The organism is Streptomyces albiaxialis (assembly GCF_039530985.1).
In the GTDB taxonomy this organism is placed as follows: domain Bacteria; phylum Actinomycetota; class Actinomycetes; order Streptomycetales; family Streptomycetaceae; genus Streptomyces; species Streptomyces albiaxialis.
This window is the reverse complement of record NZ_BAAAPE010000009.1, coordinates 183,178-205,533: the sequence shown is the minus strand read 5'-3', so window position 1 is coordinate 205,533 and position 22,356 is coordinate 183,178. Positions and strand designations below refer to the sequence as shown.

Below are 22,356 nucleotides of genomic sequence, written 5' to 3'. Positions count from 1 at the left end.
GTGAGCCTCAGCTCTCTCCGTCTCCAGGACCGCGACCGACCGGACTTCGAACGGGCGCTCCAGCAGGCGATGAGCACGGAGCGCGTCCGTACGGCCCTCGCGCGGCGCGGCGGCGCCGGACCCGCGCCCGCGCTGCTGCGGGCGCGGGCGCGCGAGGAAGCCGACCGGATCATGGCTTCCGCCGCCGAGGAGTACGCCGCGTACACGCGCGCCCGCGCGGCGGCGCGGCCCCCGCGCCGGGGGCGCCGCCGCGGCCTGCTGGCCGCCCTCGGGGTGCTGGTCCCCGCGGTCGCCGCCTGCGCCGCCGTCATCCTGCTGCTGCTCGGCGGCGTCCTCGGCGCGGCGGGCTCCCGCACGGGGCTCGGCGGCTCGCTGACCACGGCGGGCTGGGTGTGCGCGGCGGTCGCGGGCGCGGCGGCGGGCGTGGGGGTCCTCGCCCTGTTCGTGACGGCGGCCCGCCGTACGGGTGCCCCGCCGCCCGTCGAGCGCGCCCGCGAAGCGTGGCGCACGGCGCTTCTCCACCAGGGCATCCTCCCTTTCCTGGACGCCCACCTCGACACCCCCGACCCCACGGATTGACCCCTCGCGCCGTGCGAGGTGGCGGCTGCGCCGGGCAACCCGTTCGGGGGCGCGGGGACCAGTCGGCTGTGCCGGGCACATTCAGGGGCGCGGGGAACTGCGCGCCCAGCCAGGACGCACGCGCGCTCCGCGACGCGCCAGTCGTGGCAGCCCCTGCCCGGCGCTGATTCCGGGGTGCCCCGGAGGGCGCGTTGCAGGCTGCGGGTGCGCGTTGGTTGGGCGCGCAGTTCCCCGCGCCCCTGGGCGGCACTGGCGTCCGCGGCGCTGGGTTCGGGCCGCCCCGGAGGGCGCGTCGCGGACTGCGGGCGCGGTTCCTCGCGCGCCTTAGCTCTGAAGCAGGGGGCGGACCTCCTGCGCGGTGAAGCGGACGAAGGCGTCGGGGTCTTCGTCGTCGGCGGTGGACTGGAGGACGACCGTGTCGGCCCCGGCATCCGCGTACCGGCGGACAGCGGCGGCGACGTCCCCGGCGTTTCCGGCGACGCCCGGCGCAGCGCCCGGCGCGAGGCCCTCGCGGTCCAGCTCCGCGGCGAGCCGCCGCCCCGCTCCGGGGCCCGTGGCCGCGAGGACGTAGACCGTTACGCTGTGCGGCTCCGTGCGGCCCGCGCGGGTGCGGCCCTCGTCGATGAGGGCGCGCGCGGCCCGTACCCCCTCCACCGTCGTGCTGGCGTCCAGCACCGTGCCGTCCGCGACCTCGCCGCTCAGCCGCAGGGAGCGGGGCCCGCGCGCGCCGGAGAGGACGGCGGGCGGCGCCGGGTCCGTGGCGGGGGGCCAGTCGAGCGCGACGCCGTCGAGCTTCACGTACCGCCCGTCGACGGTGACGCGTTCGCCGCGCAGCAGGGCCCGCATCGCGACCAGGTGCTCGCGCAGCAGCGTCATGGGCGACTCGGCGCGCGCGCCGACCTGGCCCATCCAGTCCTGGACGCCGTGCCCGACGCCGAGCCGCGCGCGCCCGGGGAAGAGCCGGTGCAGGGTCGCGGCCTCCATCGTGGTCAGCGCGGCGTTGCGCAGCGGGACGGGGAGCAGGCCGACGCCGACGCGCAGCCGCTCGCTCCAGGCGAGCGCGGCGGAGGCGCTGGCGATGCCGCTCTCCAGGAAGCAGTCCTCCCAGAGCCACAGCTCTTCGAGGCCCGCCTCCTCCGCGGTGCGGACGACGCTGCGCAGTTTCTCCGGGGGCGACTGTGGCCGGAACACGGCACCAAGAGCGGTCATCCGCCCATTCCAGCCCACGAACGGACACGCGGCAAAGCCGTTTTCACCGTTCGCCCGGCAGCTCCGCGGGTTCCGCGAGCTCCGCGAGTCGCGCGAGGTCGTCCGCGGCCTCCGCACGTTCGGCCTCGGTGAGGGGCACGGCCGCCGCGCGCTCCAGCGCGTCCGCTGCGGTCGCCTCGTCGTCCAGCCGCCCGGCGACGTCGGCGCGCATCGTGAGGAGCCGCAGGAGCTGGACCGGCGTGGGCCGTTCGTCCTCCGTCGCGAGCGCCCGGTCGAGGATCTTCGCCGCCGCCGACGGGTCGTCCTTGGAGTCGGCGAAGTTGACGGCGTGGTGCAGGGCGCGCGCGAACGTCTCCTCGGGCGCGGGCCGGTGGCGGAGGTCGTCGCTGATCGGCTGGCCCACGCGGACGCAGTTGCCGCCGGGGTCGGTCATCAGGAACTGCCGCATGCCGTACGACATGTCCTTGAGCGGCCCGAGGCGGGGCAGCCCGCGGGTGGGGACACGGCCGTACGCGGCCTTGAGCCCGGCGCGGAAGGCGGCGTACAGGACATCGACCTCGTCGGTCGTCACGTAGCAGGTGCTGTACGACTCCGCCGGTTCGTACCGCTTCATGGCGAAGAACTGGAGCTGGACGCCGCCGCGTTCGACCACGGCGAACGGGTTGGGGCTCTTCTGCTGGAAGGTCACCTCGAACCCGAGCGCCGTGTAGAAGTCGAGCACGGGCGCCAGGGTCCGGCACGGCAGGATCGGGATGGTTGTCTCGGCCATGCCCCGAGTCTAGTCAAACTTGAATAGCTGTAGGGGTCCTCACAGCCACCGCTCGGCGGCCTCGACGCTGTCGTCGATGCCGGTGTTGAACGCGATGGCGGCCCCCGGCGCATGTTGCCGGACCAGGTTCACGATCTGCTCGAAGAGCGTCAGCACGGGTTCGGGCTTGCGGATCCCGCCCCCGATGACGACGACGTCCCAGTCCCGTTCGGACAGCGCCGCGACGATCACGGACTTGGCCGACGCGTCCGGCGCGATCAGTGCCGTGGAGGCGTGGATGCCGTGGTCGGCGAAACGGGCCAGTTCCTTGTCCAGGACCGCGCGCATGGCGTCCCCGTCCATACCGGGCACGGCGTGCGGGTCGAATCCGAGAATGAGTGCAGAGGGCATGTTCTGCTTGACGATCATCCGGCGGTGTCGGTTCCCGTCTCGGGGGATCGCCGCCTCCGGCGGCGGCCGGGCGCCTCAGCTCAGCCACTGCTCGTACGCGAGCGTCGCGACCAGGCCGAGGACCGAGACGAGCAGGACGCCGCGCACGAATCCGCTGCCCTTCTTGAGCGCCGTACGGGCGCCGAGCATGCCGCCCGCGAGGTTGAACGCCGCGAGGGGGAGGGCCAGTTGCCACAGGACGGTGCCCTGCCAGGCGAAGGTGGCGAGCGCCCCCACGTTGGTGCAGACGTTCACGATCTTCGCGGTGGCCGAGGCCGTCACCAGGTCGAGGTGGAGCACCGCCGTCAGCGCGAGGACCAGGAAGGTGCCCGTGCCGGGGCCGACGAGCCCGTCGTAGAAGCCGATCCCGAGGCCCGCGAGGCCGATCGCGGCGAGCACGCGGCGCGGCCCCACGGGACCGGCGGCGGGCGCGGTGCCGAAGTCGGGGCGGAGGATCACGAACGCCGCGACGCCGAGCAGCACCACCAGCACCACGGGCTTGAGCACCGCCGTGCTCATTCCGGCGGCGAGGAAGGCGCCGCCCGAGGAGCCGGCGAGCGCGGCGAGGCCGATCCGCACGGCGACCCGCACATCGACGGGGGTCTTGCGGACGTACGTCGCGGCGGCGCCCGTCGTACCGACGATCGCGACGGCCTTGTTGGTGCCGAGCGCGTACGCGGCGGGGGTGCTGCCCGGGAGCCCGAGCATCAGGGCGGGGAGCAGGACGAGGCCCCCGCCGCCCACCACGGCGTCCACCCAGCCCGCCGCCCCGGCGGCGAGGCAGAGCACGAGGACCGTGGTCAGGGATATGTCAGCCATGATCGCGACCCTATGGAAGCCCTGACCAGGCATGTCCACCGGGTTCGGTATCCCGCCGCGCGGTACCCGGCGGGGGCGGAGGCGGGGATTCGGAAATACGGGTGGGGGTATATGGTGCTGAGGAGAGGGGATACCCCCGTGGGTATTCCTCGTATCAGTCCGTTTCGGGGGACGAGTGAGGAGGAGAGGCATGTACGTCGTGGAGACCCTGGCGACCGAGTCCCTGGGGAACCGCTCCTATCTGGTCGCGGGCCCCGCCCGGGCCGTGGCCGTCGACCCGCCGCGCGACATCGACCGGGTGCTGGAGGCCGCCGCGCGGCGCGGCGTGCGGATAGCCCGGGTCGTCGAGACCCATGTGCACAACGACTACGTGAGCGGCGGCCTGGAGCTGGCCCGCCTCACCGGCGCCGACTACGCCGTCCCGGCCGGGGCCCGGGTCTCCTACGCCCGCACGCCGGTCGAGGACGGCGACGAGCTGGACGTCGACGAGGGCCTCACCCTGCGCGCCGTCGCCACCCCCGGCCACACCCCGCACCACACGGCGTACGTGCTGCACGACGCGGGCGTCCCCGTCGCGGCCTTCACCGGCGGCTCCCTGCTGCTCGGCACCGTCGGCCGCCCCGACCTCGTCGAGCCCCGGCTGACCGAGGACCTCGCGCGCGCCCAGCACGCCTCGGCGCACCGCCTGGCCGAGCTGCCGGACGCGGTCCGGGTCCTGCCCACGCACGGATTCGGCAGCTTCTGCGCCTCCACTCAGAGCGGCGGCGGCGACGGCGAGGCGGCCACCATCGGCGCCGAGCGCGGCCGGAACCTGGCGCTCACCAAGGACGTCGACACCTTCGTCGCGGAACTCCTCGCGGGCCTCGACGACGTGCCCGCGTACTACGCGCACATGGGCCCCGTGAACGGCGCTGGCCCCGCGCCGATCGACCTCACCCCGCCCCGCGCGGCCGACGCGGCCGAGCTGGCCGAGCGGCTCGCGGCGGGGGAGTGGGTGGTGGACCTGCGCAGCCGTACGGCCTTCGCGGACGGCCACCTCGCGGGCGCCCTGAACTTCGACGGCGGCCTCGCCACGTATCTGGCCTGGCTCATCCCCTGGGGCAAGCCCGTCACGCTGCTCGCGGAGACGGCCGAGGAGATCGCCGCGGCCCAGCGCGAGCTGGCCCGCGTCGGCATCGACCGCCCGGCGGCAGCGGCGACGGGGCCGTGGGAGGGCTGGCTGAGGGACGGCGACGCGCCGCGCTCCTTCCCACGCGCCGACTTCGCCGCGCTCGCCCGCGCCCGTGCTCACGCCCGGGAGGGCGGCGCGCCGCCGGTCGTCCTCGACGTACGGCGCGACATCGAGCGCGGCGAGGGCTGGGTGCGCGGCTCCACGCACATTCCCCTGCACCAGCTCCCGCAGCGGCTGGCCGACGTGCCCGAGGGCACGGTGTGGGTGCACTGCGCGGGCGGCATGCGCGCCGCCATGGCCGCTTCGTTCCTCGACGCGGCAGGGCGCGACGTCGTCGCCGTCGACGACACCTTCGACGCGGCGCACGCGGCGGAGCTGGTCACGGTGCCGGGGGCGTGACGGCGCTGACCCTGGTCCTCGCCCTCGTGGCGGGCGCCCTCGTCGGGCTCGCGCTGGGCGGGCTGGGCGCGGGCGGCGGCATCCTCGCCGTGCCCGTGCTCGTCCATCTGCTGGGCTTCGGCCCGCGGGACGCGGCGACGGCGGCCCTGTTCGTCGTCGCGCTCAGCTCGCTGGGCGGCCTCCTCGCGCACGCCCGCGCGGGGACGGTCCGCTGGCGCGCGGGCCTCCTCTTCGCCGCCGCCGGAATGCCCCCGGCGCTCGCGGCGGGCCTGCTCTCCGCCCACATCCCCGGCGTACTGCTCTCGGCGGCCTTCGCCCTCGTCGCGGCCCTCGCGGCCCGGCGCATGCTCCGCGTGCCGGACGAAGAGCCCCCGGCCGTCCGTACGGACGCGGGCACGGGCGCGGGGCGCCGGTGGCCGAGGGTCGTCGGTGCCGGGGCGGGGCTCGGCGGCCTCACGGGGCTGCTCGGCGTGGGCGGCGGCTTCCTCGCCGTCCCCGCGCTCGCCGGGCTCCTCGCCTTCCCGATGGCCGAGGCGGCGGGCACCAGCCTCCTGGTCGTCGCCGCGAACGCCCTCTCGGGCCTGTCCGGCCGCGCGGGCGGAGCCTCGGGTCTCGACTGGGCCGTCCTCGCGCCCTTCGCGGGTGCGGCGATCCTGGGAGCCTGGGACGGCAAACGCCTCGCGACGCGGGTGCCGGGGACGGTGCTGCGCCGGGTGTTCGCCTGGCTCCTCCTGGCGGTGGCGACGGCCATGCTGGCCGAGGCGACATGGACCCTGACCGCAACCTGACGCGAGGCCTCAGCAGGAGTGCCCCGTAAGGGGCGCGGGGAACTGCGCGACAAGCCACGACGCAGCCGCACCCTGCGAAGCAGCGCGGGGGGCAGCCCGGGTTCAGCCCTCGTGGTGCGGCGGGGCCCCGCAGGGGAGGGTCAGGCCAGGGAGAGGAAGAGTTTTTCCAGGCGGGCCCGCATCTGTTCGCGGTCCATGCCGGTCTCGCCCTCCCCCTCGGCCTCCGTCATACAGTGCTCCAGGCCCGTGGCGATGATGGCGAAGCCCGCGCGGTCCAGGGCGCGGGAGGCGGCGGCGAGCTGGGTGACGACCTCGTCGCAGGGCCTGCCCTCCTCGATCATCTTGATCACGCCCGCGATCTGGCCCTGGGCCCTCCGCAGCCGGTTGAGCACCGCCTTCATCTCCTCGGCGGCCAGTGTGAAATCCATCGCCCTCACCCCGTTCCCGTCCGGACCGTGCTCGTCCGGAACTCCGATTCTATACCCTGGGGGGTATCGTACCTCCCCGCACCGGAAGGACCCGCCCCATGAGCGACGACACCACGCTCACCGTCGACGAGCTGCGCGCGCGCCGCGCCGAGCTGACCCTCATCGACGTCCGTACGCCCGGCGAGTACGCCGGAGGCCATGTGCCGGGCGCCCACAACATCCCGCTGGACCGGCTCGACGAGGCCGAGGACACCCTGCGGCTCGCCGCCGCGCGCGGCCCGCTCGCCCTCGTCTGCGCCTCCGGCAACCGCTCGCTCACCGCCTCCCGCACCCTGCGCGAGGCCGGGATCGCCGCCGCCTCGGTCGAGGGCGGCACCAGGGGCTGGGCCGACGCCGGGCACCCGCTCGACCGGCCCGCGCTGCCCGAGGGGGCGCGCCCGCGCTGGCCGATGGAGCGTCAGGTGCGGCTCGCCGCCGGTTCGCTGGTGCTGCTCGGGCTCGGCGCGGGGCTCGCGTTCCCCCGGGCCCGGCTGCTCTCCGCCGGAATCGGCGCCGGACTGGTCTACTCGGCCGTGTCCGACTCCTGCGGCCTGGCGGCGGTCCTCGCCAAGCTGCCGTACAACCGTGGGGCCGCCTGCGAGCTGAGCCCGGTCCTCGACCGGCTCGCGCGCGACGCCTGACCGTTCCCGGCCCGTACGGGGAGCGCGACACGCCCGGGCCCCGGAAACATCCCGCTTCCGGGCGGCCCGCTGCGTCGATCGGCGCACGGCGCACGGCGTGCCGGACCGCCGCACGGCCTCTTCCGGGGGCGTGCGGCGGACCATCGCCCCATGAGTCAGCCCGTACGCAAGCGATTCGCCGCGGTCCCGGCCGCCGCGCTGCTCAGCCTCGCGCTCCTCGCCGTTCCCGACGGTGCCGCCGGCGCGCCCTGCGAGCCCGGCCCCGGGGAGGCCAGGAAGCGGGTCTCGGCCCGCGTGGACGCGCTGTACCGGGACGCGGCGCGGGCCACCAAGCGGTTCGAGAAGGCCCGTAAGCGGACCTCGGCGCAGCGCGCCGCGGTGACCCGCAGCCGTCGTGCCGTCAGCCGGGGCGAGCGCCGGCTGCACGTCCTGCGGTTCCGGATCGGCGGCATCGCCCGCAGCCAGTACCGCACCGGCGCCTGGTCGCCGGGCGCCCGCATGGTCATGACCCGTTCGCCCGAGGACCTGCTCGAACGGCTGCGCGCCCAGCGCCAGGCCGACCACGCCGTCAACCGGCTCCTCGGCTCGACCCGTACGGTCCAGCGCCAGCTCGTACGTAAACGGGCCCGCGCCCGCGCCGTCCTGAAACGCCTGGAGGCCACCACCCGGCGCGAGGCCGCGGCCAAGAACGCCATCGAACGCCGCCTGGTGCTGGCCCGCAGCGCCCGGGCCGCCACGCCCGTCAACCGCCCGGCCCGCGCCTGCGCGCCGGGGAAGGGCGACGGGAAGCGGGGAGGCGGCGGCACCCAGGACGGCTCCCGGGCCCTGGGCGGCGGCGGCCGCTGGACGGCCCCCGTCGAGCGGTCCGCCTACACGCTCTCCGCCGGATACCGCTCCTCCGGCGCCCGCTGGTCGCGGGGGCACACCGGGCAGGACTTCGCCGTGGAGACCGGCACGCCCGTACGGGCCGTCGGCGCGGGCACCGTGGCCGTCACGAGCTGCGGCGACGCCTTCGGCAACCAGATCGTCATCCGCCACCGCGACGGCTACTACTCGCAGTACGCGCACCTGTCCGCGATCCAGACCGAGCGGGGCCGCCAGGTGCGGGCCGGAGAGCGCATCGGCCTCTCCGGCAACACCGGCAACTCCACCGGACCGCACCTGCACTTCGAGGCGCGGGTCACCCCGGGCCTGGGTTCGGACGTCGCGCCCGTTCCCTGGTTGCGCGCACGCGGCGTGGAACTCTGAGCCCGGCCTGCGCGACGACCACCACGATCAGGAACGCGCCGCTGACCACCTGCTGGTACGCGGAGTCGAGCGAGCCGATCTGGTTGATGACGTTCTGGATCACCTTCAGCAGCAGCACGCCCACCAGCGAGCCGCTGACGAAGCCCATGCCGCCGGTCAGCAGCGTGCCGCCGATGACGACCGCCGAGATCGCCTCCAGCTCCATGCCCTGGCCCAGGATCGTCACGCCCGAGGTCAGCCACGCCGCGTTCAGCGCCCCGGCGAGGCCCGCGAGCAGCCCCGACAGGACGTAGACCCCGACCTTCGTACGGACCACCGAGACGCCCATCAGCGACGCTGTGTACCCGTCGGCCCCGCTGCCGCCGACCGCGTAGACGTGCTGCCCGAAGAGCGTGCGGCGCAGCAGCACCCCGCCCAGCGCGAAGAGCGCCACCGTGATCCACACGGGCACGCCCACGCCCAGCAGCGAGCCCCGCCCCAGGTCGGCCAGGAAGGCGTCCTCGGGCACGAGGAAGGTGTCGGCGCCCTCGTCCGTGATGTTGAGCATGATGCCGCGGGCGCCGAGCATCGAGGCGAGCGTGACGATGAACGGGGCGAGCCGGACGCGGGCGATCAGCACCCCGTTGACCAGCCCGATAGCCCCGCACACCAGCAGCGGCAGCAGCAGCGCGACGAGCGTCCCGTGCCGCGATCCCCACGCGGCCAGCACCCCGCCGAGCGCGAAGACCGAGCCGACCGACAGATCGATGCCGCCCGACACGATCACGAACGTCATCCCCAGCGCGACGATCGCGAGGAACGCCGAGGAGACGGCCATGTTCTCCAGATTGCCGCCCGTCGCGAACGAGTCGAACGAGAACGAGGCCACCAGCGACAGCACGACCAGCGCGACCAGCGCCCCGTGCCGCTGCGCGAGCGCCGCGAACCGCCCGGCGCCGCCGGGACCGGCGCCCGCGACCGAGGCGCCGGAGGCGTCAGGGCCGGAACTCTCCGTACGTTCAGGGGCGTTCGTCACCGTCACCGCTTCCCCCTCTCGCGTGCCGCGCAGACCGCCAGCACGATGACGACGGCCTGCGCGATCTGCGTCCACGAGGGCGGCAGGTCGTGCTTGATGAGCGTGGCCGTCAGCAACTGGATGAGCACCGCGCCCGCGACCGTGCCGCCGATCCGCACCCGGCCGCCGCTCAGCGGCGTGCCGCCGACCACCACGGCGGTGATCGCGGACAGCTCCATCAGATTCCCCAGCGAGGTGGGGTCGCTGGCCTGGAGGCGGGCCGTGGCCAGGAACCCGGCGAGCGCGGCGAGCACGCCCGAGCAGACGTAGACGAGGATCAGCACCCGCCGTACCGGAAGCCCCGCGAGCCGCGCCGCCGGACGGCTGTCGCCGATCGCGAGGAGCTGCCTGCCGAACGTGGTGCGTCGCACCACGAACGCCGTCACCAGCACCAGCGCGAGCGCGATCAGCGCCGGGTACGGCACGCCCAGCAGATCGCCCGAGCCCAGCGTCCGCATCCCGTCGTCGCGCACGTCCTCCAACTGCGGGACCAGCACCAGTGCCAGGCCCCGCCCGCCGACCATCAGCGCGAGCGTCGCGACGATCGGCTGGATGCCGATGTACGCGATCAGCGAGCCGTTGACGAGCCCGGCCGCCGCGCCGCCGATCACCGCGGCGAGGAGCGCGATCCACGGGCCGTACCCCAGATAGAGCGCCACCAGCGAGGTCGAGAGGGCCATCACCGAGCCGACCGACAGGTCGATGCCCTCGGAGCCGATCGCCAGGGCCATGCCGAGCGCGACGATCAGGATCGGCGCGACCTGCACGGCCTGCGTGCGGAAGTTCGCCGCGGAGAGGAAGTGCTCGGTGAACGCGATGTTGAAGACCAGCAGCACGGCGACACCCGCGTAGACCCCGTACGCCTGGAGCCAGCGCGTGACGGCGGCGCGGTCGACGCCCGTACGCCCCCGGGGGGCCGCGACCTCAGCCATGGGCGTCCTCCCCGGGCGCACCGGCCGTTCCCGCCTCCGCGATGGTCTCCAGCAGCCGGTCCTCGGTCACCTGCTCTCCTGTCAGCTCGCCGACGACCGCGCCGTCCCGCAGCACGACGACCCGGTCCGAACCCTCGATCAGCTCCTCCAGGTCGGAGGAGATCAGCACCACGCCCAGCCCGTCCTCCGCCAGCTCGTCCACCAGACGCTGCACCTCGGCCTTGGCGCCGACGTCGATGCCGCGCGTCGGCTCGTCCAGCAGCAGCACCTTCGGCTCGGCGGCCAGCCAGCGCGCGAGGAGCACCTTCTGCTGGTTGCCGCCCGAGAGTTCGCCCGCCTTCTGGTGCGGCGAGGACGCCTTGATCCGCAGCCGCTCCATGAACGTCGCCACGACGGAGTCGATCCGCGCCTCCGACACCAGCCCCGCCCGCGAGAGCCGGGGCAGCACCGCCAGCGCGATGTTCTCCCGTACGGACAGGCCCGGCACGATGCCCTCGCTCTTGCGGTCCTCGGGCAGCAGCGAGACCCCGGCCCGGATCGCCGCGGGCGGCGAGCCCGTGCGCAGCGGCGTGCCCGCGACCGTCACGCGCCCGGCGCCCAGCGGCAGCGCGCCCGCCACCGCCTTCACCGTCTCCGTGCGCCCCGAGCCCAGCAGCCCGCCGAGCCCGACGACCTCCCCGGGGCGCACCTCGAAGGAGACGTCACGCAACTGGCGCGGCACGGCGAGCCCTTCGGCACGCAGCACCGGCTCGCGGGAGGTGGCCTCGTGCTCGCCGCCGAACTTCGTAGTGCCCTCGGCGCGCACCTCGCCCATCTCGCGGCCCAGCATCAGCGAGACGAGCCGGAGCCGCTCCAGGCCCGCGAGCGGGCCCGTGTGCACGAGGCGGCCGTCGCGCAGCACGGTCACCGTGTCGCACACCGCGTACAGCTCGTCCAGCCGGTGGCTCACGTACACCACCGCCACGCCCCGCTCGCGCAGTGAGCGGATCACCCCGAACAGCGTCTCGACCTCGCGGGGTTCGAGGGACGAGGTCGGCTCGTCCATGATCACCACATTCGCGTCGACGGAGACGGCGCGCGCGAGCGCCACCATCTGCTGGGCACCGACGCCGAGTTCCCCCAGCGGGCGCCGCGGGTCCGTACGGACGCCGTACCCGCGCAGCGTCTCCTCCGTCTCGCGGTGCATCCGGGAGAAGTCGATCAGCCCGAGCCGGTTGCGGGGCTCCCGGCCGAGGAACAGATTGCGGGCCACGCTCATCAGCGGGACGAGGCCCACCTCCTGGTGGATCGTGGAGATCCCGGCGCGCAGCGCGGCGAGCGGCGTGCCGAACTCCACGGGCGTGCCCCGGTGCAGGACCTCGCCCGCGTCCGGCGCGTACACCCCGGTCAGCACCTTGATCAGGGTGGATTTCCCGGCGCCGTTCTCGCCGATGAGCGCGTGCACCTGGCCGGACTCCAGGGTGAAGTCGACGCCGTCCAGGGCGAGGACGCCGGGGAAACGCTTGGTGAGCCCGCGCACGGCCAGGGCGGCGGCGGATACCTCGACGGTCTCCATCAGTACGCCTTGTCGAGGTCCCGCTCGGCGTTGGCCGCCGTGTACGCGCTGTCCTTGATGACGATGTCCTCGCCGACCTTCTTCCCCTTGCCGAAGTCCTCCAGGGCCTGGAAGGCGAGCGGGCCGAAGCGCGGATTGGACTCGACGACGCCGTGGATCCACTTGTCGACGATGCCCTGGACGGCGTTCTTCGTGCCGTCCACGGTCACGATCTTGACCTCGCCCGGCTTCTTGCCCGCGCCCTTGAGGGCGTTGACCGCGCCGAGGCCCATCTCGTCGTTCTCCGCGTAGATCCCGTCGATGCCGGGCTTGGACTGGATGAGCTGCTCGGTGACCTGCTGGCCCTTCTCCCGCGCGAACTCGCCGGTCTGCTTGAAGACGACCTTGAGCTTCGGGGCCTTCTCCTTGATCCGCTCGGTGAAGCCCTTGGTGCGCTCGGTCGTGACGTTGTTGCCCGGCGTGCCGAGCAGGATGGCGACCTGGCCCTTGCCGCCCGTGGCCTCGATCATCTGGTCGGCCGCGCGGCGGCCCTGCTGGACGAAGTCGGAGCCGATGAAGCTCACGTAGTCCTCGCAGGGCTCGGCGTTGATCTGCCGGTCGACGGTGACGATCGGGATCTTCTTGGCCGCGGCCCGCTTGAGCACGGGCTCCCAGCCGTCGGAGTTCAGCGGCGCGATGACCAGCAGGTCGGCGCCCTTGGAGATCAGGTCCTGCACATCGCTGATCTGCTTGGAGAACTGCGACTGCGCGTTGGCCGTCAGCAGCTTGACCCCGCGCTTCTCGGCCTCGGCCTTGATCGAGGCGGTCTCCGCGATACGGAACGGGTTCGCTTCCTTCTCCGACTGGGAGAAGCCGACGGTCGCCTTCGCGAGGTCGGTCTCCTTCCCGCCGTACTTCTTGAGCGTGCAGGTCTTCGCGCCCTTCGTGGGCTCGGCGGCGACCTGCTCACCGGCCCCGTCGGACGATGTGCCCTTGCCGTCCGAGGCGTCCTTGTCGTCCTCGGACTTGGCACAGCCGAGGGAGAGCGAGAGAGTGGCGACGAGTGTGGTGACAGCGAGGGTTCTGAGAGATCTGTGCGCATTCATGGGCTACCCCAGGTGTGCCGGCGTCTCCTCTAGCGTCCGCTGGGGTTTTTACATCGTTGGAATACCGCGTGTAAATACCCCTGCGCCGAAGGGAGTTCGCGCGCTCAGGCGCCCAGGGTGCTCTCCCGCTCCACCAGAGCGAACCCCGGCTGCAGCTCGCGGGGCGTGCGCTCCTCGTCCCGCCGGCCCCCCGCGATGGCGCTGACCAGGGACTCGACCGCGAGCCTGGCGATGGCCCGCTTGTCCGGCGAGACGGTGGTGAGCGTCACCGCGCCGTACCGCCCCTCCGTCAGATCGTCGAAGCCGACGACCGCGATGTCCTCCGGGACGCGCAGGCCCCGCTCCGACATCGCCCGCATCGCGCCGATCGCGATCAGGTCGTTGTACGCGAACACCGCGTCGGGCCGCGCCCCCGCGTCCAGCAGCGCCGCCATCGCCGCCGCGCCGTCCGCCCGGTCCCAGCCCTCGACCGGCGCCACCAGCGACTCGTCCGCCGGGACGCCGGAGGCGGCCAGCTCCGCCTGCCAGCCCAGCAGCCGCAGATGCGCGGGCTGGCTGGGCCGGTCGCCCCGCGCGCCGAGGAACGCGATACGGCGCCGCCCCAGGTCGAGCAGGTGGCGCACCGCCGCCCTGGCCGCCGCGATGTTGTCGATCGCGATGTGGTCGTACGGCAGGTCGTAGCGCCGCTCGCCGATCAGGACCAGCGGCGCGTCGTCCGTACGGACCGCGAGGTCCTCGGGCTCCAGCTCCAGCGGGTTGAGGATCAGGCCGTCGATGACGCGGGCCCGGAAGCCCTGGGTCACGAGGAGTTCGCGCTCCCTGCGGCCCTGGGTGTGGTCGAGCAGCACCGTGTAGTCGTGCTCGGCGGCGGCGTCGATCACGTCCCCTGCCAGCTCCGCGAAGTACGGGTTGCCCAGCTCGGGGACGGCCAGGGCGAGGATGCCGGTGCGGCCCTTGCGCAGGTGGCGGGCCGTCAGGTTCGGGCGGTACCCCAGGTCGTCGATGGCCCGCTGCACCTTCGCGCGGGTCGTCGGCGTGATGTGCGGGTAGTTGTTCACGACGTTGGACACGGTCTTGATCGAGACCCCGGCACGCTCCGCGACGTCCTTGAGACTCACCCTCACCTGCGCTCCTTAGGTTCTCTTTGCCCTCTGCTGTCACGCACCTGGACAGGGTGCGGCGGCCGTGCTGTCATGCCAACTGCCCTTGTTTCCAACGTTATACAAGATGGATCTCCCACAAGGGCAGAGTCGTATCCGCCTCTTGCACACCCTCTCCTGGAGGTTCCGTGAGACGCGCTTCCACCTGGCCCGCGGCGGCCGTGACCGCCGCCTTCGCCCTCCTCGCACTCCTGGTCACCGCGCTCGGCGCGGGACCGCCCACGCCCTCCGCCTCGGCCGCCGAGCCCCCGGAGGACCGGCCCGCCGCGTCCGCCGCGCACGGCCTCAAGGGCGAGTACTGGACCCAGTCGGCCCCCGGCGCCTTCGACTTCGGCACCCTCAAGGCCACCGCCTTCGACCCCTCCCTCGACTTCAACGACCTGGAGCCCCGCCTCAAGGAGCGCACCGGCCAGGCCGACGACGCCACCGTCCGCTGGACCGGCAAGCTCACCCCGGAGAAGTCCGGAGCCCACACCTTCCACCTCACCGGCGACAACGGCTTCCGGCTCTGGATCGACGGCAAGCCCGTGATCGACCACTGGGTCGACGACTGGGACAAGGAGCAGACCTCCGACCCCGTCACCCTGGAGGCCGGGCGGGCCTACGACATCAAGGTCGAGTACTTCGAGCACTACGGCGGCTCCAACCTCCACCTGCGCTGGACCCCGCCCGGCGGTGAGAAGACCGCCGTCCCGCAGTCGGCGTTCACGCTCCCCGACGGCTTCGACTACGACGGCGCCACCGCCGTCCACGTCGCCAAGTCCGGCCGCACCCTCGAACTCGGCTTCGGCCAGGACCTCCGGGCCCCCGACCCCGCCCGCTTCCGCGACCACTTCCGCGCGGTCATCGGCGGCGCCGAGTGGCCGCTGGGCGACGTGCGCCGCGACCCGCGCGACAGCTCCCGGCTGCTCGTCGCTCTCAAGGAACCCGTCGTCGGCCAGGGCGGTACGGCCGATGTGCGGTACGACGGAGAGGGCGGGCTGACCGGCGAGGACGGCAAGGCCGTCGGCGACTTCTGGACCTCGGGCGACAACCGCTCCACGTACCAGCTCACCACCCCCTGGGCCAAGGACGTCGGCCCCGGCAACGCGCGGCCCGAGTACCCGCGCCCGCAGCTCAAGCGCGACAAGTGGAAGAACCTCAACGGCACCTGGCAGTTCGCGGGCGCCGAGAAGGGCGAGCGGCCGCCTCTCGGCAAGGGGAAGCGGCTGAAGGAGAAGATCCTCGTCCCGTACCCGGTCGAGTCGAAGCTCTCCGGAGTGGAGCGGCACGAGGAACGCATGTGGTACAAGCGGACGTTCACCGTCCCCAAGGACTGGAAGGTCGGCTCCGGCAAGCGGCTGCGGCTCAACTTCGACGCCGTCGACTGGCAGGCCACCGTCTACGTCAACGGCAAGCGGGTCGCCGAGCACAAGGGCGGCTACGACCGCTTCACCGCCGACGTCACCGACGCGCTCAAGCCGGGCCGCGACCAGGAACTCGTCGTCGGCGTCCACGACCCCACCGACAGCCCCGACGGCCCCAACCCACCCGTCGGCAAGCAGCGGCTCGACCCCGAGGGCATCTGGTACACCCCGTCCTCCGGCATCTGGCAGACCGTCTGGATGGAGCCCGTCGCCGCCGAGCACACCACCGACGTGAAGACCACGCCCGACATCAAGGGCGAGAAGGTCGCGGTCAGCGCGCGCGGCGTCGGCGACGGCGTGCCCGTCACGGCCGTCGCGTACGACGGCAAGAAGGAGGTCGGACGCGCCACGGGCTCCGGCAGCGCCGCGTTCGACGTGCCCGTGCCGAAGCCGCGCCTGTGGTCACCGGACGACCCGCACCTCTACACGCTCAAGGTCACGGTGGGGAAGGGCACCCGCGCCGCCGACACCGTCGAGAGCTACTTCGGCATGCGCGAGATCGCCGTCAAGACGCTCGACGGCAAGCAGCGCATGGTCCTCAACGGCAAGCCCGTCTTCTCCATGGCCACGCTCGACCAGGGCTTCTGGCCCGACGGGCTGCACACCGCGCCGACGGACGACGCGCTCTCGTACGACCTGCGCATGCACAAGAAGCTCGGCTTCAACTCCGTGCGCAAGCACATCAAGGTCGAACCGGACCGGTGGTTCTACCACGCCGACCGGCTCGGACTGCTGGTCTGGCAGGACATGCCCTCGATGCGCTCCGACCGCAAGCCCGACGCGGCGGCCCGCGCGCAGTACGAGCACGAGATGAAGGAGATGATCCAGCAGCACGACAGCCACCCCTCGGTCATCATGTGGGTCACCTTCAACGAGGGCTGGGGCCAGTACGACCAGGCCCGCATCGCCGACTACGCGAAGGGTCTCGACCCCTCCCGCCTCGTCAACAACATGAGCGGCCACAACTGCTGCGGGGCCGTGGACGGCAAGAACGGCGACATCTCCGACGCGCACGGCTACCCCAGCGCGCAGCTCCCCGACGCCGACGGGCGACGGGCACTGGTCAGCGGCGAGTACGGCGGCCTCGGCCTCGCCGTCCCCGGCCACGCGTGGCCCGTACGGCACACGTATGTGGGCGTCGAGAAGGAGAAGTTCACGGACGAGTACCTCGCCAAGCTGAAGGAGGTCGAGCGCTTCGCGGCCTGCCGGGGGAGCAGCGGTGCCGTCTATACGCAGATCTCCGATCTGGAGGGCGAGCTGAACGGGCTCATGACGTACGACAGGAAGGTGCTCAAGCCCGACGCCGACCGGCTGAAGTCCGCCCACGAGGCCCTGATCAAGGGCGCGGCCGACGGGACGCTGCCCTGCGGGACCTGACCTGACCGACCAGATCTGACCTGACCCGACGCCCTCTGCTGACGGCCCGTGCGGTCCACCCGGACCGCGCGGGCCGCGTGGTGCCGCGTACGCCCGTACGGCCGCCGCCGTCCCGCGGCTCCTGGGGCTGCCCCCACCCCCGATCCGGGTGATCGCCCCCTCACGCCGCGCCCCGTGTCCCGGACACGATGAGTGCGGCGCCGGACCCTGACGGCACTCACGACGAGGACGCCCGCATGACCCCCTACCGACGCGCGCTCGGCGCGCTGCTCGCACTGGCCACGGCGGCCGGTGTCACGGCGTGCGCGAGGAGCGACGACACCTCGGCGCACTCCACCAGCAGTTCCACCGGCAACTCCACCAGCAGTTCCACCGGGACGTACGCCGACGCCGCGCGCCCCACCGCCGGCCACCCGCGGACCCGCGCGCTCCTGCACCGGATGACCACGAGGGACGGCGGCCCCGGCGCGCTCGTAGCCCTCCGGGACCGCTCCGGCAGCAAGGTGCTGACCAGCGGCGTCGCGAACGTGAGGACAAGGGCGCCGATGCGCGCGGACAGCCGCTTCCGGATCGGCAGCATGACCAAGCCGTTCGTGGCGACCGTCGTGCTCCAACTGGTGGGCGAGGGCCGCATGTCCATCGACGCGCCGGTGGAGCGCTATCTCCCCGGCCTCATCCGCGGCCACGGCAACGACGGACGGAAGATCACGGTCCGTCAGGTCCTCCAGCAGACCAGCGGGCTCCCCGACTACCTCAACTCCATCGAGACGGAGGACGTCCTCAAGAACCCGCTGGCCCACTACGAGGCCCGCGGCCTCGTGAAGCGCGCGCTGCGCTACCGGCCAGGCTTCGAGCCGGGGACCGAGTGGGAGTACTCCAACACGAATTACGTGCTGGCGGGCCTGCTCGTCGAGCGCGTCACCGGGCACACGTACGGTCACGAGATCCGGCGGCGCGTCATCGAACCGCTCGGCCTGCGCCGCACGTCCGTCCCGGGCGACAGCTCCGGGATCCGCGGTCCGCATCCGCGCGGCTACGCCCGGACGGGCAAGGACGCGCCCCTCAAGGACATCACCGCGCTCAACCCCACGGTCCTGGGCCCGTCCGGCTCCATGATCTCCACCGGCGCCGACTTCAACCGCTTCCTGGACGCGCTCGTGCACGGCGAGCTGCTCCGCCCCGCCGAACAGCGTCAGCTCATGAAGACCCGTCCGACCGGCGACGGGGAGGGCGGAGCCTACGGACTCGGCCTGGAGAGCCACCCCCTGCCCTGCGGCGGCCTCTCCTGGGGAGCTGACGGCGGTGTCCCCGGCTATCAGACCCTGGGCGCCGTGACCGTCGACGGCAGGCGGGCGACGGGCCTCGTGAACCTCTACCCGGGCGAGACGGACGCCCAGGACAAGGACCTGACGTCCGCCGTCCGTACGGCACTCTGCGAGAGCCGCTCCCCGAAGGCGCACCGGTAGGGCCGGCGGAAGCCGGGCGGGGAACTCCTCGCCCGGCACCCGCCTAGGCCGCCGTCAGGGCCTCCGTCGGGGGGAGGCGGGCGGCTCGCACCGCCGGGTAGAGGCCCGCCAGGCCGCCGATCACCAGGGTGGCGCCGACCGCGCCCGCCATGGTCCAGGGCGGGACGACCGACGGCCAGCCCTGGTACGCGGCGTACGCGGCCGTGACCGCGATGCCGAGCAGGACCCCGCCCACGCCGCCCAGCCCCGACAGGAGCTGGGACTCGCAGACGAACTGGGTGCGGATCTGGCCGCGTGTGGCGCCCTGCGAGCGGCGCAGGCCGATCTCCGCGCGGCGTTCCAGCACCGAGATCACCATCGTGTTGGCGACGCCGACGCCGCCGACGAGGAGCGCCACCGCGCCGAGCCCGAGCAGCAGACCGCCGAGCGTGTCGTCCGTGGCCTCCTTCGCGGCGAGCGCGTCGGAGGGGCGGGAGACGTTGACCTCGCTGGGGTTCTCCGGGTTGGCGGTGGCGCCCAGCAGGGACTGCGCCTCCTCGACGCGGGACTCCTCGGCGCGGGCGTGGACGGTCGTGGCGTAGCCGTCGAAGCCGAGCAGCTCCTCGGCCGCGTGCCAGCCCACCAGCGCGGCCGAGTCCATGTCGGCGGCCAGCTCGTTGTGGCCGAGCAGGCCGACGACGGTGAACCAGCGGTCCCCGAGCCAGACCTGCACGTCCGGGCCCGCCTCGCTGATCCCGAGCTGTTCGGCGGCCCGGGCGCCGAGGACGACGGACGGGTAGCGGGACGAGGCGGCGTTGAGCCAGCGGCCGTCCACCACCCGCGAGCCGAGCGTCCTGGGCAGATCGGTCCGGGCCGCGTACACGTTGAGCCCGCCCGTCTCCTCCTCGGGGACGCGGTCGCTGCGGTAGATCTTCGCCTCGGTCTTCCCCACGGCCGAGACCGACTCGACGGAGGGCAGGGCGCCGACCATCCCGACGGCCTTCTCCGGGAGATGGGCGGCCTTGCCGTCGAACGCCTGGCCCGGCGTGACCGTCAGCAGATTGGTCCCGAGCGCGTCCAGGCGGCGGTCGAGGTCCTCCGTGCTGGACGTGGAGATCCCGACGACCCCGACCATCGCGGCGATGCCGATCGCGATGCCCAGCGCGGAGAGGAACACCCGCATCGGCCGCGCGCGCAGCCCCGAACCGCCCACCCGCAGCACGTCCGACGGGCGCATACGGGCGGGCTTCGGGGCGCTCACCGGACCGCCTCCGCGGCCAGTGCCCGCCGGCCCGCCGCCGAGTCGTGCTCGATACGGCCGTCCCGCAGCCGCACCTCGCGCGGCAGCGAGGCGGCGATGTCCCGGTCGTGGGTGATCACCACGACCGTCGTGCCCGCGCCGTGCAGTTCGTGCAGCAGCCGCAGCACTGTCGCGCCCGAACGGGAGTCCAGCGCGCCCGTCGGCTCGTCGGCCAGCAGCAGCGGCGGGTCGCCCAGGACGGCCCGGGCGAGGGCCACGCGCTGCTTCTCGCCGCCGGAGAGCTGGTGCGGCTCGTGCCGCAGCCGGTGGCCGAGGCCGACCCGGCGCAGCGCCAGCTCGGCGAGCCTGCGGCGTTCGCCGCGCGGGGTGCCGGTGTAGAGCAGCCCGTCGGCGACGCTGTCGAGCGCGGGGACGCCGGGGGCGAGGTGGAACTGCTGGAAGACGAAGCCGACCGTGTCCGCGCGCAGCGCCGACACCTCGCGGTCGCTGAGCTTCCCGACGTCGTGCCCGTCCACGCGCACCGTGCCCGAGGTGGGTCGGCTGAGGGTGCCCATGATGTTGAGCAGCGTGGACTTGCCCGAGCCCGACGGGCCGACGATGGCGAGGAGTTCGCCGCGCCGCACCACCAGGTCGGCCGCGTCGAGCGCGACGACGTCCCCGTACCGCTGCGAGACGCCGGAGAGTTCGACCACCGGCCCGTTCCGCGCGCTCACTCGGGCACCCCCACGGTCAGCCCCTCCGTGATGCCCTTGCCGGAGACCTCGACCTTGCCGTCGGCGAACATGCCCAGCTCGACGGGACGGCGTTCCGTACGGCCGCCGCGGGTCCTGACCTCCAGCGCGTAGCCGCCGCCCGCCCGCGCCGTCAGCGCGTTGACCGGCACGGCGAGCACGTCCTCGCGCGTCTCGGCCTTGAGGTCCACGTCGACGGCCGCCGCCTGGTAGCGGCCCAGCTTCTTCTGGCTGGCTACCTTCAGCTCGACGGGGAGCGTGGACTCCTCGTCCTCCCCCTCGCCGCCCTCGTCGCCGCCGGACGAGCCGGAGCCCGCGCCCTGGTCCGCCTCCGACGAGCCGCCCGCCGTGCCGATATCGGTGACCTCGGCCTCAGTCGAGGCCCCGTCGGGCAGCCGCACGGTGGCCTTGGTGCCGTCCTGGACCAGGTCCTCGAACTGGGCCTCCAGCGCGACGGTCACCACCCGTTCCGTGCCCGTCCAGGTCAGCATCTCCCCGTCGGCCGGGCCGCCGGGCGAGGTCTTCAGGCCCATCACCCGGCGCGCCCCGTCGGCCACCACGGCGTCACCCGGTCCGGCCTGGCCCGTCTCCTCCTGGCCCAGGTCCTCCTGCCAGTCGCGGACGGCCTCGGCCGTACCGGAGGTGTAGTCGTCGTCCACGGTGAAGCCGGTGTAGCCGAGCGCGGCGAGGTTCTTCTCCAGTGTCTTCACGTCGTCGCCCTCGCTGCCCGGCTTCAGGGTCCGGTAGAACGGCGTCGCGCCGTACAGCAGCGGGACCTTGCTCCCGTCCACGCCGTAGACGGTGTCGCCGCGCTTGAGCGTGTCGCCCTCGGCGGGGAGCCAGGTGACGATGCCGTTCCCGTCGGCCTTGCCGCCTCCCTTGGCGTTCGCGTCCCCTCCGCCGCCCGCCGTGTTCCGCACGGTGGTCTCCTTGCCGTAGCCGAGAGTGCCCTCGACCGTCTCCGTACGGGTGAGGGTCGTGCGGGCGACCTCGGTCGTGCCGCCCGCCGCGGGGGACGTGTCCGGGGTGGACGCGCCGCTGTCCCCGCCGAGCGCGCCCGTCGCCGCCCAGCCCGCCGCGCCGGCCACGGCCACCGCCGTCAGCAGGACGAGCGGGGTGCGCCATGGCCGTCGCCGCCGACCCCCGTCCGGCGGCGCCTGTTCGACGGGCGCGTCCCACTCCTCCGGTACGGCCGGGAGCCCGGCCCCGTCGATGTCCTCGCTCACCGGGGCCCGCCACCCTTGATCATCATGCCGCCGCCGGGCCACTTGCTCTGGCACTTCTTCCGGGCGCTCTGGAACGCGGACTCCTGCGGCCTGATGTCCGTCCCCGTGAAGTCCAGCTCCATCGCGCCCCCGTTGATCTCGGGGTCGGGGAAGTCCTTGAGGCCGTTCTCGCGCATGCACTCCGCCCAGTCGGCGACCTTCTGCGAGTCGAGCGGCTTGCCGCCCTTGCCGCCGCCCATCTGGGGCTGCTTGTCGCGGCACGCGCGCTCGGCCTTCTCGAACCCGGCCTCGTTCCCCTTGGGCTTGACGCCCTGCAACTGGACCCCGCCGTCCTCGCCGCGCTTGGGGTCGGGGAAGTCGGGGACGCCGTTCTTGCGCATGCACTCCGAGTACGCGAGCGCCTTGTCGAAGGGGGAGTCGGCCGACGAGCCCTTGTCGCCGCCCCCGGAGCCGGAGGAGGCCGCGGAATCGGAGGAGTCGGAGGCCGAGGAGTCCCCGGAGCAGCCGGTGAGCAGCGCGCCGGCCAGCAGAACGGCCGCCGCGGGCACGGAAGTCAGGAGGCCGTGCCGCCTCGTTGGGTTCACCATGCCGGGATTTCTACGCGC

At 73.6% G+C, this 22,356-nt stretch carries 21 protein-coding genes; 7 read left to right on the top strand and 14 right to left on the bottom strand.

The window, feature by feature from the left end:
• Positions 1–579 (top strand): hypothetical protein, encoded by a 579-nt coding sequence (locus ABD343_RS18980; protein ID WP_344529678.1) that lies wholly within the window; start codon positions 1–3, stop codon positions 577–579.
• A 324-nt stretch (positions 580–903) separates the two neighbouring features.
• Here ABD343_RS18980 and ABD343_RS18975 read toward each other — a convergent pair whose 3' ends face one another.
• From ABD343_RS18975 to ABD343_RS18960, 4 genes are all read right to left on the bottom strand, one after another.
• Positions 904–1,788, bottom strand: coding sequence for an LLM class flavin-dependent oxidoreductase (locus tag ABD343_RS18975; RefSeq protein WP_344529677.1), 885 nt, complete (start codon positions 1,786–1,788; stop codon positions 904–906).
• 43 nt (positions 1,789–1,831) lie between these two features.
• Positions 1,832–2,557 carry a bleomycin resistance protein gene (locus ABD343_RS18970; protein WP_344529675.1) on the bottom strand — a complete coding sequence of 242 codons (726 nt, stop codon included), beginning with the start codon at positions 2,555–2,557 and terminating at the stop codon, positions 1,832–1,834.
• Between the two features lie 39 nt (positions 2,558–2,596).
• Positions 2,597–2,947: a hypothetical protein gene (locus ABD343_RS18965; RefSeq protein ID WP_344529673.1), complete on the bottom strand. Its 351-nt coding sequence runs from the start codon at positions 2,945–2,947 to the stop codon at positions 2,597–2,599.
• 75 nt (positions 2,948–3,022) lie between these two features.
• Positions 3,023–3,805, bottom strand: coding sequence for a sulfite exporter TauE/SafE family protein (locus tag ABD343_RS18960; protein ID WP_344529671.1), 783 nt, complete (start codon positions 3,803–3,805; stop codon positions 3,023–3,025).
• A gap of 190 nt (positions 3,806–3,995) precedes the next feature.
• On the opposite strand from ABD343_RS18960, the gene ABD343_RS18955 reads away from it, so the two are divergent.
• Complete coding sequence (locus tag ABD343_RS18955) at positions 3,996–5,375, top strand: MBL fold metallo-hydrolase (protein WP_344529669.1); 1,380 nt, start codon at positions 3,996–3,998, stop codon at positions 5,373–5,375.
• Positions 5,372–6,163 (top strand): sulfite exporter TauE/SafE family protein, encoded by a 792-nt coding sequence (locus ABD343_RS18950; RefSeq protein ID WP_344529667.1) that lies wholly within the window; start codon positions 5,372–5,374, stop codon positions 6,161–6,163. The genes ABD343_RS18955 and ABD343_RS18950 overlap by 4 nt, the downstream gene beginning before the upstream one ends.
• A 140-nt stretch (positions 6,164–6,303) precedes the next feature.
• Here the strand turns inward: ABD343_RS18950 and ABD343_RS18945 are convergent, their stop codons facing one another.
• A complete protein-coding gene (locus tag ABD343_RS18945) occupies positions 6,304–6,591 on the bottom strand; it encodes a metal-sensitive transcriptional regulator (RefSeq protein WP_344529665.1) in 288 nt (95 codons plus the stop codon).
• 98 nt (positions 6,592–6,689) lie between these two features.
• Here ABD343_RS18945 and ABD343_RS18940 point away from each other — a divergent pair, with 98 nt between their 5' ends.
• Both ABD343_RS18940 and ABD343_RS18935 read left to right on the top strand, forming a co-directional pair.
• The gene (locus ABD343_RS18940) at positions 6,690–7,271 is read left to right on the top strand and encodes a rhodanese-like domain-containing protein (protein ID WP_344529663.1); all 582 of its coding nucleotides are present in this window, start codon (positions 6,690–6,692) and stop codon (positions 7,269–7,271) included.
• Positions 7,272–7,421: 150 nt separating this feature from the next.
• Positions 7,422–8,519, top strand: a complete 1,098-nt coding sequence (locus ABD343_RS18935; RefSeq protein WP_344529661.1) for a M23 family metallopeptidase — start codon at positions 7,422–7,424, stop codon at positions 8,517–8,519.
• Here ABD343_RS18935 and ABD343_RS18930 read toward each other — a convergent pair.
• The 5 genes from ABD343_RS18930 to ABD343_RS18910 form a co-directional block, all read right to left on the bottom strand.
• Positions 8,452–9,540: an ABC transporter permease gene (locus ABD343_RS18930; protein WP_425578214.1), complete on the bottom strand. Its 1,089-nt coding sequence runs from the start codon at positions 9,538–9,540 to the stop codon at positions 8,452–8,454. The two genes, ABD343_RS18935 and ABD343_RS18930, sit on opposite strands and share 68 nt — an antisense overlap.
• Positions 9,537–10,505, bottom strand: coding sequence for an ABC transporter permease (locus tag ABD343_RS18925; RefSeq protein ID WP_344529659.1), 969 nt, complete (start codon positions 10,503–10,505; stop codon positions 9,537–9,539). The genes ABD343_RS18930 and ABD343_RS18925 overlap by 4 nt, the downstream gene beginning before the upstream one ends.
• Entirely contained in the window at positions 10,498–12,060 is a 1,563-nt protein-coding gene (locus ABD343_RS18920; protein WP_344529658.1) for a sugar ABC transporter ATP-binding protein, read from the bottom strand. Before ABD343_RS18920 ends, ABD343_RS18925 begins: the two co-directional genes overlap by 8 nt.
• Positions 12,060–13,145 (bottom strand): ABC transporter substrate-binding protein, encoded by a 1,086-nt coding sequence (locus ABD343_RS18915; RefSeq protein ID WP_344529656.1) that lies wholly within the window; start codon positions 13,143–13,145, stop codon positions 12,060–12,062. The genes ABD343_RS18920 and ABD343_RS18915 overlap by 1 nt, the downstream gene beginning before the upstream one ends.
• A 104-nt stretch (positions 13,146–13,249) precedes the next feature.
• On the bottom strand, positions 13,250–14,269 hold the full coding sequence (locus ABD343_RS18910) for a LacI family DNA-binding transcriptional regulator (RefSeq protein WP_344529654.1): 1,020 nt from the start codon (positions 14,267–14,269) through the stop codon (positions 13,250–13,252).
• 164 nt (positions 14,270–14,433) lie between these two features.
• On the opposite strand from ABD343_RS18910, the gene ABD343_RS18905 reads away from it, so the two are divergent.
• Positions 14,434–17,088 (top strand): PA14 domain-containing protein, encoded by a 2,655-nt coding sequence (locus ABD343_RS18905; RefSeq protein ID WP_344529653.1) that lies wholly within the window; start codon positions 14,434–14,436, stop codon positions 17,086–17,088.
• Between the two features lie 236 nt (positions 17,089–17,324).
• Positions 17,325–18,554: a serine hydrolase domain-containing protein gene (locus ABD343_RS18900; RefSeq protein ID WP_344529651.1), complete on the top strand. Its 1,230-nt coding sequence runs from the start codon at positions 17,325–17,327 to the stop codon at positions 18,552–18,554.
• A 43-nt stretch (positions 18,555–18,597) separates the two neighbouring features.
• Here ABD343_RS18900 and ABD343_RS18895 read toward each other — a convergent pair whose 3' ends face one another.
• The 4 genes from ABD343_RS18895 to ABD343_RS18880 are packed head-to-tail and all read right to left on the bottom strand — an operon-like array spanning position 18,598 to position 22,338.
• A complete protein-coding gene (locus ABD343_RS18895; protein WP_344529971.1) occupies positions 18,598–19,770 on the bottom strand; it encodes an ABC transporter permease in 1,173 nt (390 codons plus the stop codon).
• 20 nt (positions 19,771–19,790) lie between these two features.
• Positions 19,791–20,507 carry an ABC transporter ATP-binding protein gene (locus ABD343_RS18890; RefSeq protein WP_344529649.1) on the bottom strand — a complete coding sequence of 239 codons (717 nt, stop codon included), beginning with the start codon at positions 20,505–20,507 and terminating at the stop codon, positions 19,791–19,793.
• Positions 20,504–21,751 carry a peptidoglycan-binding protein gene (locus tag ABD343_RS18885; RefSeq protein ID WP_344529647.1) on the bottom strand — a complete coding sequence of 416 codons (1,248 nt, stop codon included), beginning with the start codon at positions 21,749–21,751 and terminating at the stop codon, positions 20,504–20,506. Before ABD343_RS18885 ends, ABD343_RS18890 begins: the two co-directional genes overlap by 4 nt.
• Positions 21,748–22,338, bottom strand: coding sequence for a hypothetical protein (locus ABD343_RS18880; RefSeq protein WP_344529645.1), 591 nt, complete (start codon positions 22,336–22,338; stop codon positions 21,748–21,750). Before ABD343_RS18880 ends, ABD343_RS18885 begins: the two co-directional genes overlap by 4 nt.
• Positions 22,339–22,356: the final 18 nt, after the last annotated feature.

What these genes read in the sequence shown, in the direction of transcription:
- ABD343_RS18970 (WP_344529675.1), bottom strand. Translation starts at nt 2,557, where the DNA reads ATGGCCGAGACAACCATCCCGATCCTGCCGTGCCGGACCCTGGCGCCC.
- ABD343_RS18960 (WP_344529671.1), bottom strand. Translation starts at nt 3,805, where the DNA reads ATGGCTGACATATCCCTGACCACGGTCCTCGTGCTCTGCCTCGCCGCC.
- ABD343_RS18965 (WP_344529673.1), bottom strand. Translation starts at nt 2,947, where the DNA reads ATGCCCTCTGCACTCATTCTCGGATTCGACCCGCACGCCGTGCCCGGT.
- ABD343_RS18925 (WP_344529659.1), bottom strand. Translation starts at nt 10,505, where the DNA reads ATGGCTGAGGTCGCGGCCCCCCGGGGGCGTACGGGCGTCGACCGCGCC.
- ABD343_RS18895 (WP_344529971.1), bottom strand. Translation starts at nt 19,770, where the DNA reads ATGCGCCCGTCGGACGTGCTGCGGGTGGGCGGTTCGGGGCTGCGCGCG.
- ABD343_RS18900 (WP_344529651.1), top strand. Translation starts at nt 17,325, where the DNA reads ATGACCCCCTACCGACGCGCGCTCGGCGCGCTGCTCGCACTGGCCACG.
- ABD343_RS18945 (WP_344529665.1), bottom strand. Translation starts at nt 6,591, where the DNA reads ATGGATTTCACACTGGCCGCCGAGGAGATGAAGGCGGTGCTCAACCGG.
- ABD343_RS18880 (WP_344529645.1), bottom strand. Translation starts at nt 22,338, where the DNA reads ATGGTGAACCCAACGAGGCGGCACGGCCTCCTGACTTCCGTGCCCGCG.
- ABD343_RS18935 (WP_344529661.1), top strand. Translation starts at nt 7,422, where the DNA reads ATGAGTCAGCCCGTACGCAAGCGATTCGCCGCGGTCCCGGCCGCCGCG.
- ABD343_RS18955 (WP_344529669.1), top strand. Translation starts at nt 3,996, where the DNA reads ATGTACGTCGTGGAGACCCTGGCGACCGAGTCCCTGGGGAACCGCTCC.
- ABD343_RS18915 (WP_344529656.1), bottom strand. Translation starts at nt 13,145, where the DNA reads ATGAATGCGCACAGATCTCTCAGAACCCTCGCTGTCACCACACTCGTC.
- ABD343_RS18920 (WP_344529658.1), bottom strand. Translation starts at nt 12,060, where the DNA reads ATGGAGACCGTCGAGGTATCCGCCGCCGCCCTGGCCGTGCGCGGGCTC.
- ABD343_RS18940 (WP_344529663.1), top strand. Translation starts at nt 6,690, where the DNA reads ATGAGCGACGACACCACGCTCACCGTCGACGAGCTGCGCGCGCGCCGC.
- ABD343_RS18975 (WP_344529677.1), bottom strand. Translation starts at nt 1,788, where the DNA reads ATGACCGCTCTTGGTGCCGTGTTCCGGCCACAGTCGCCCCCGGAGAAA.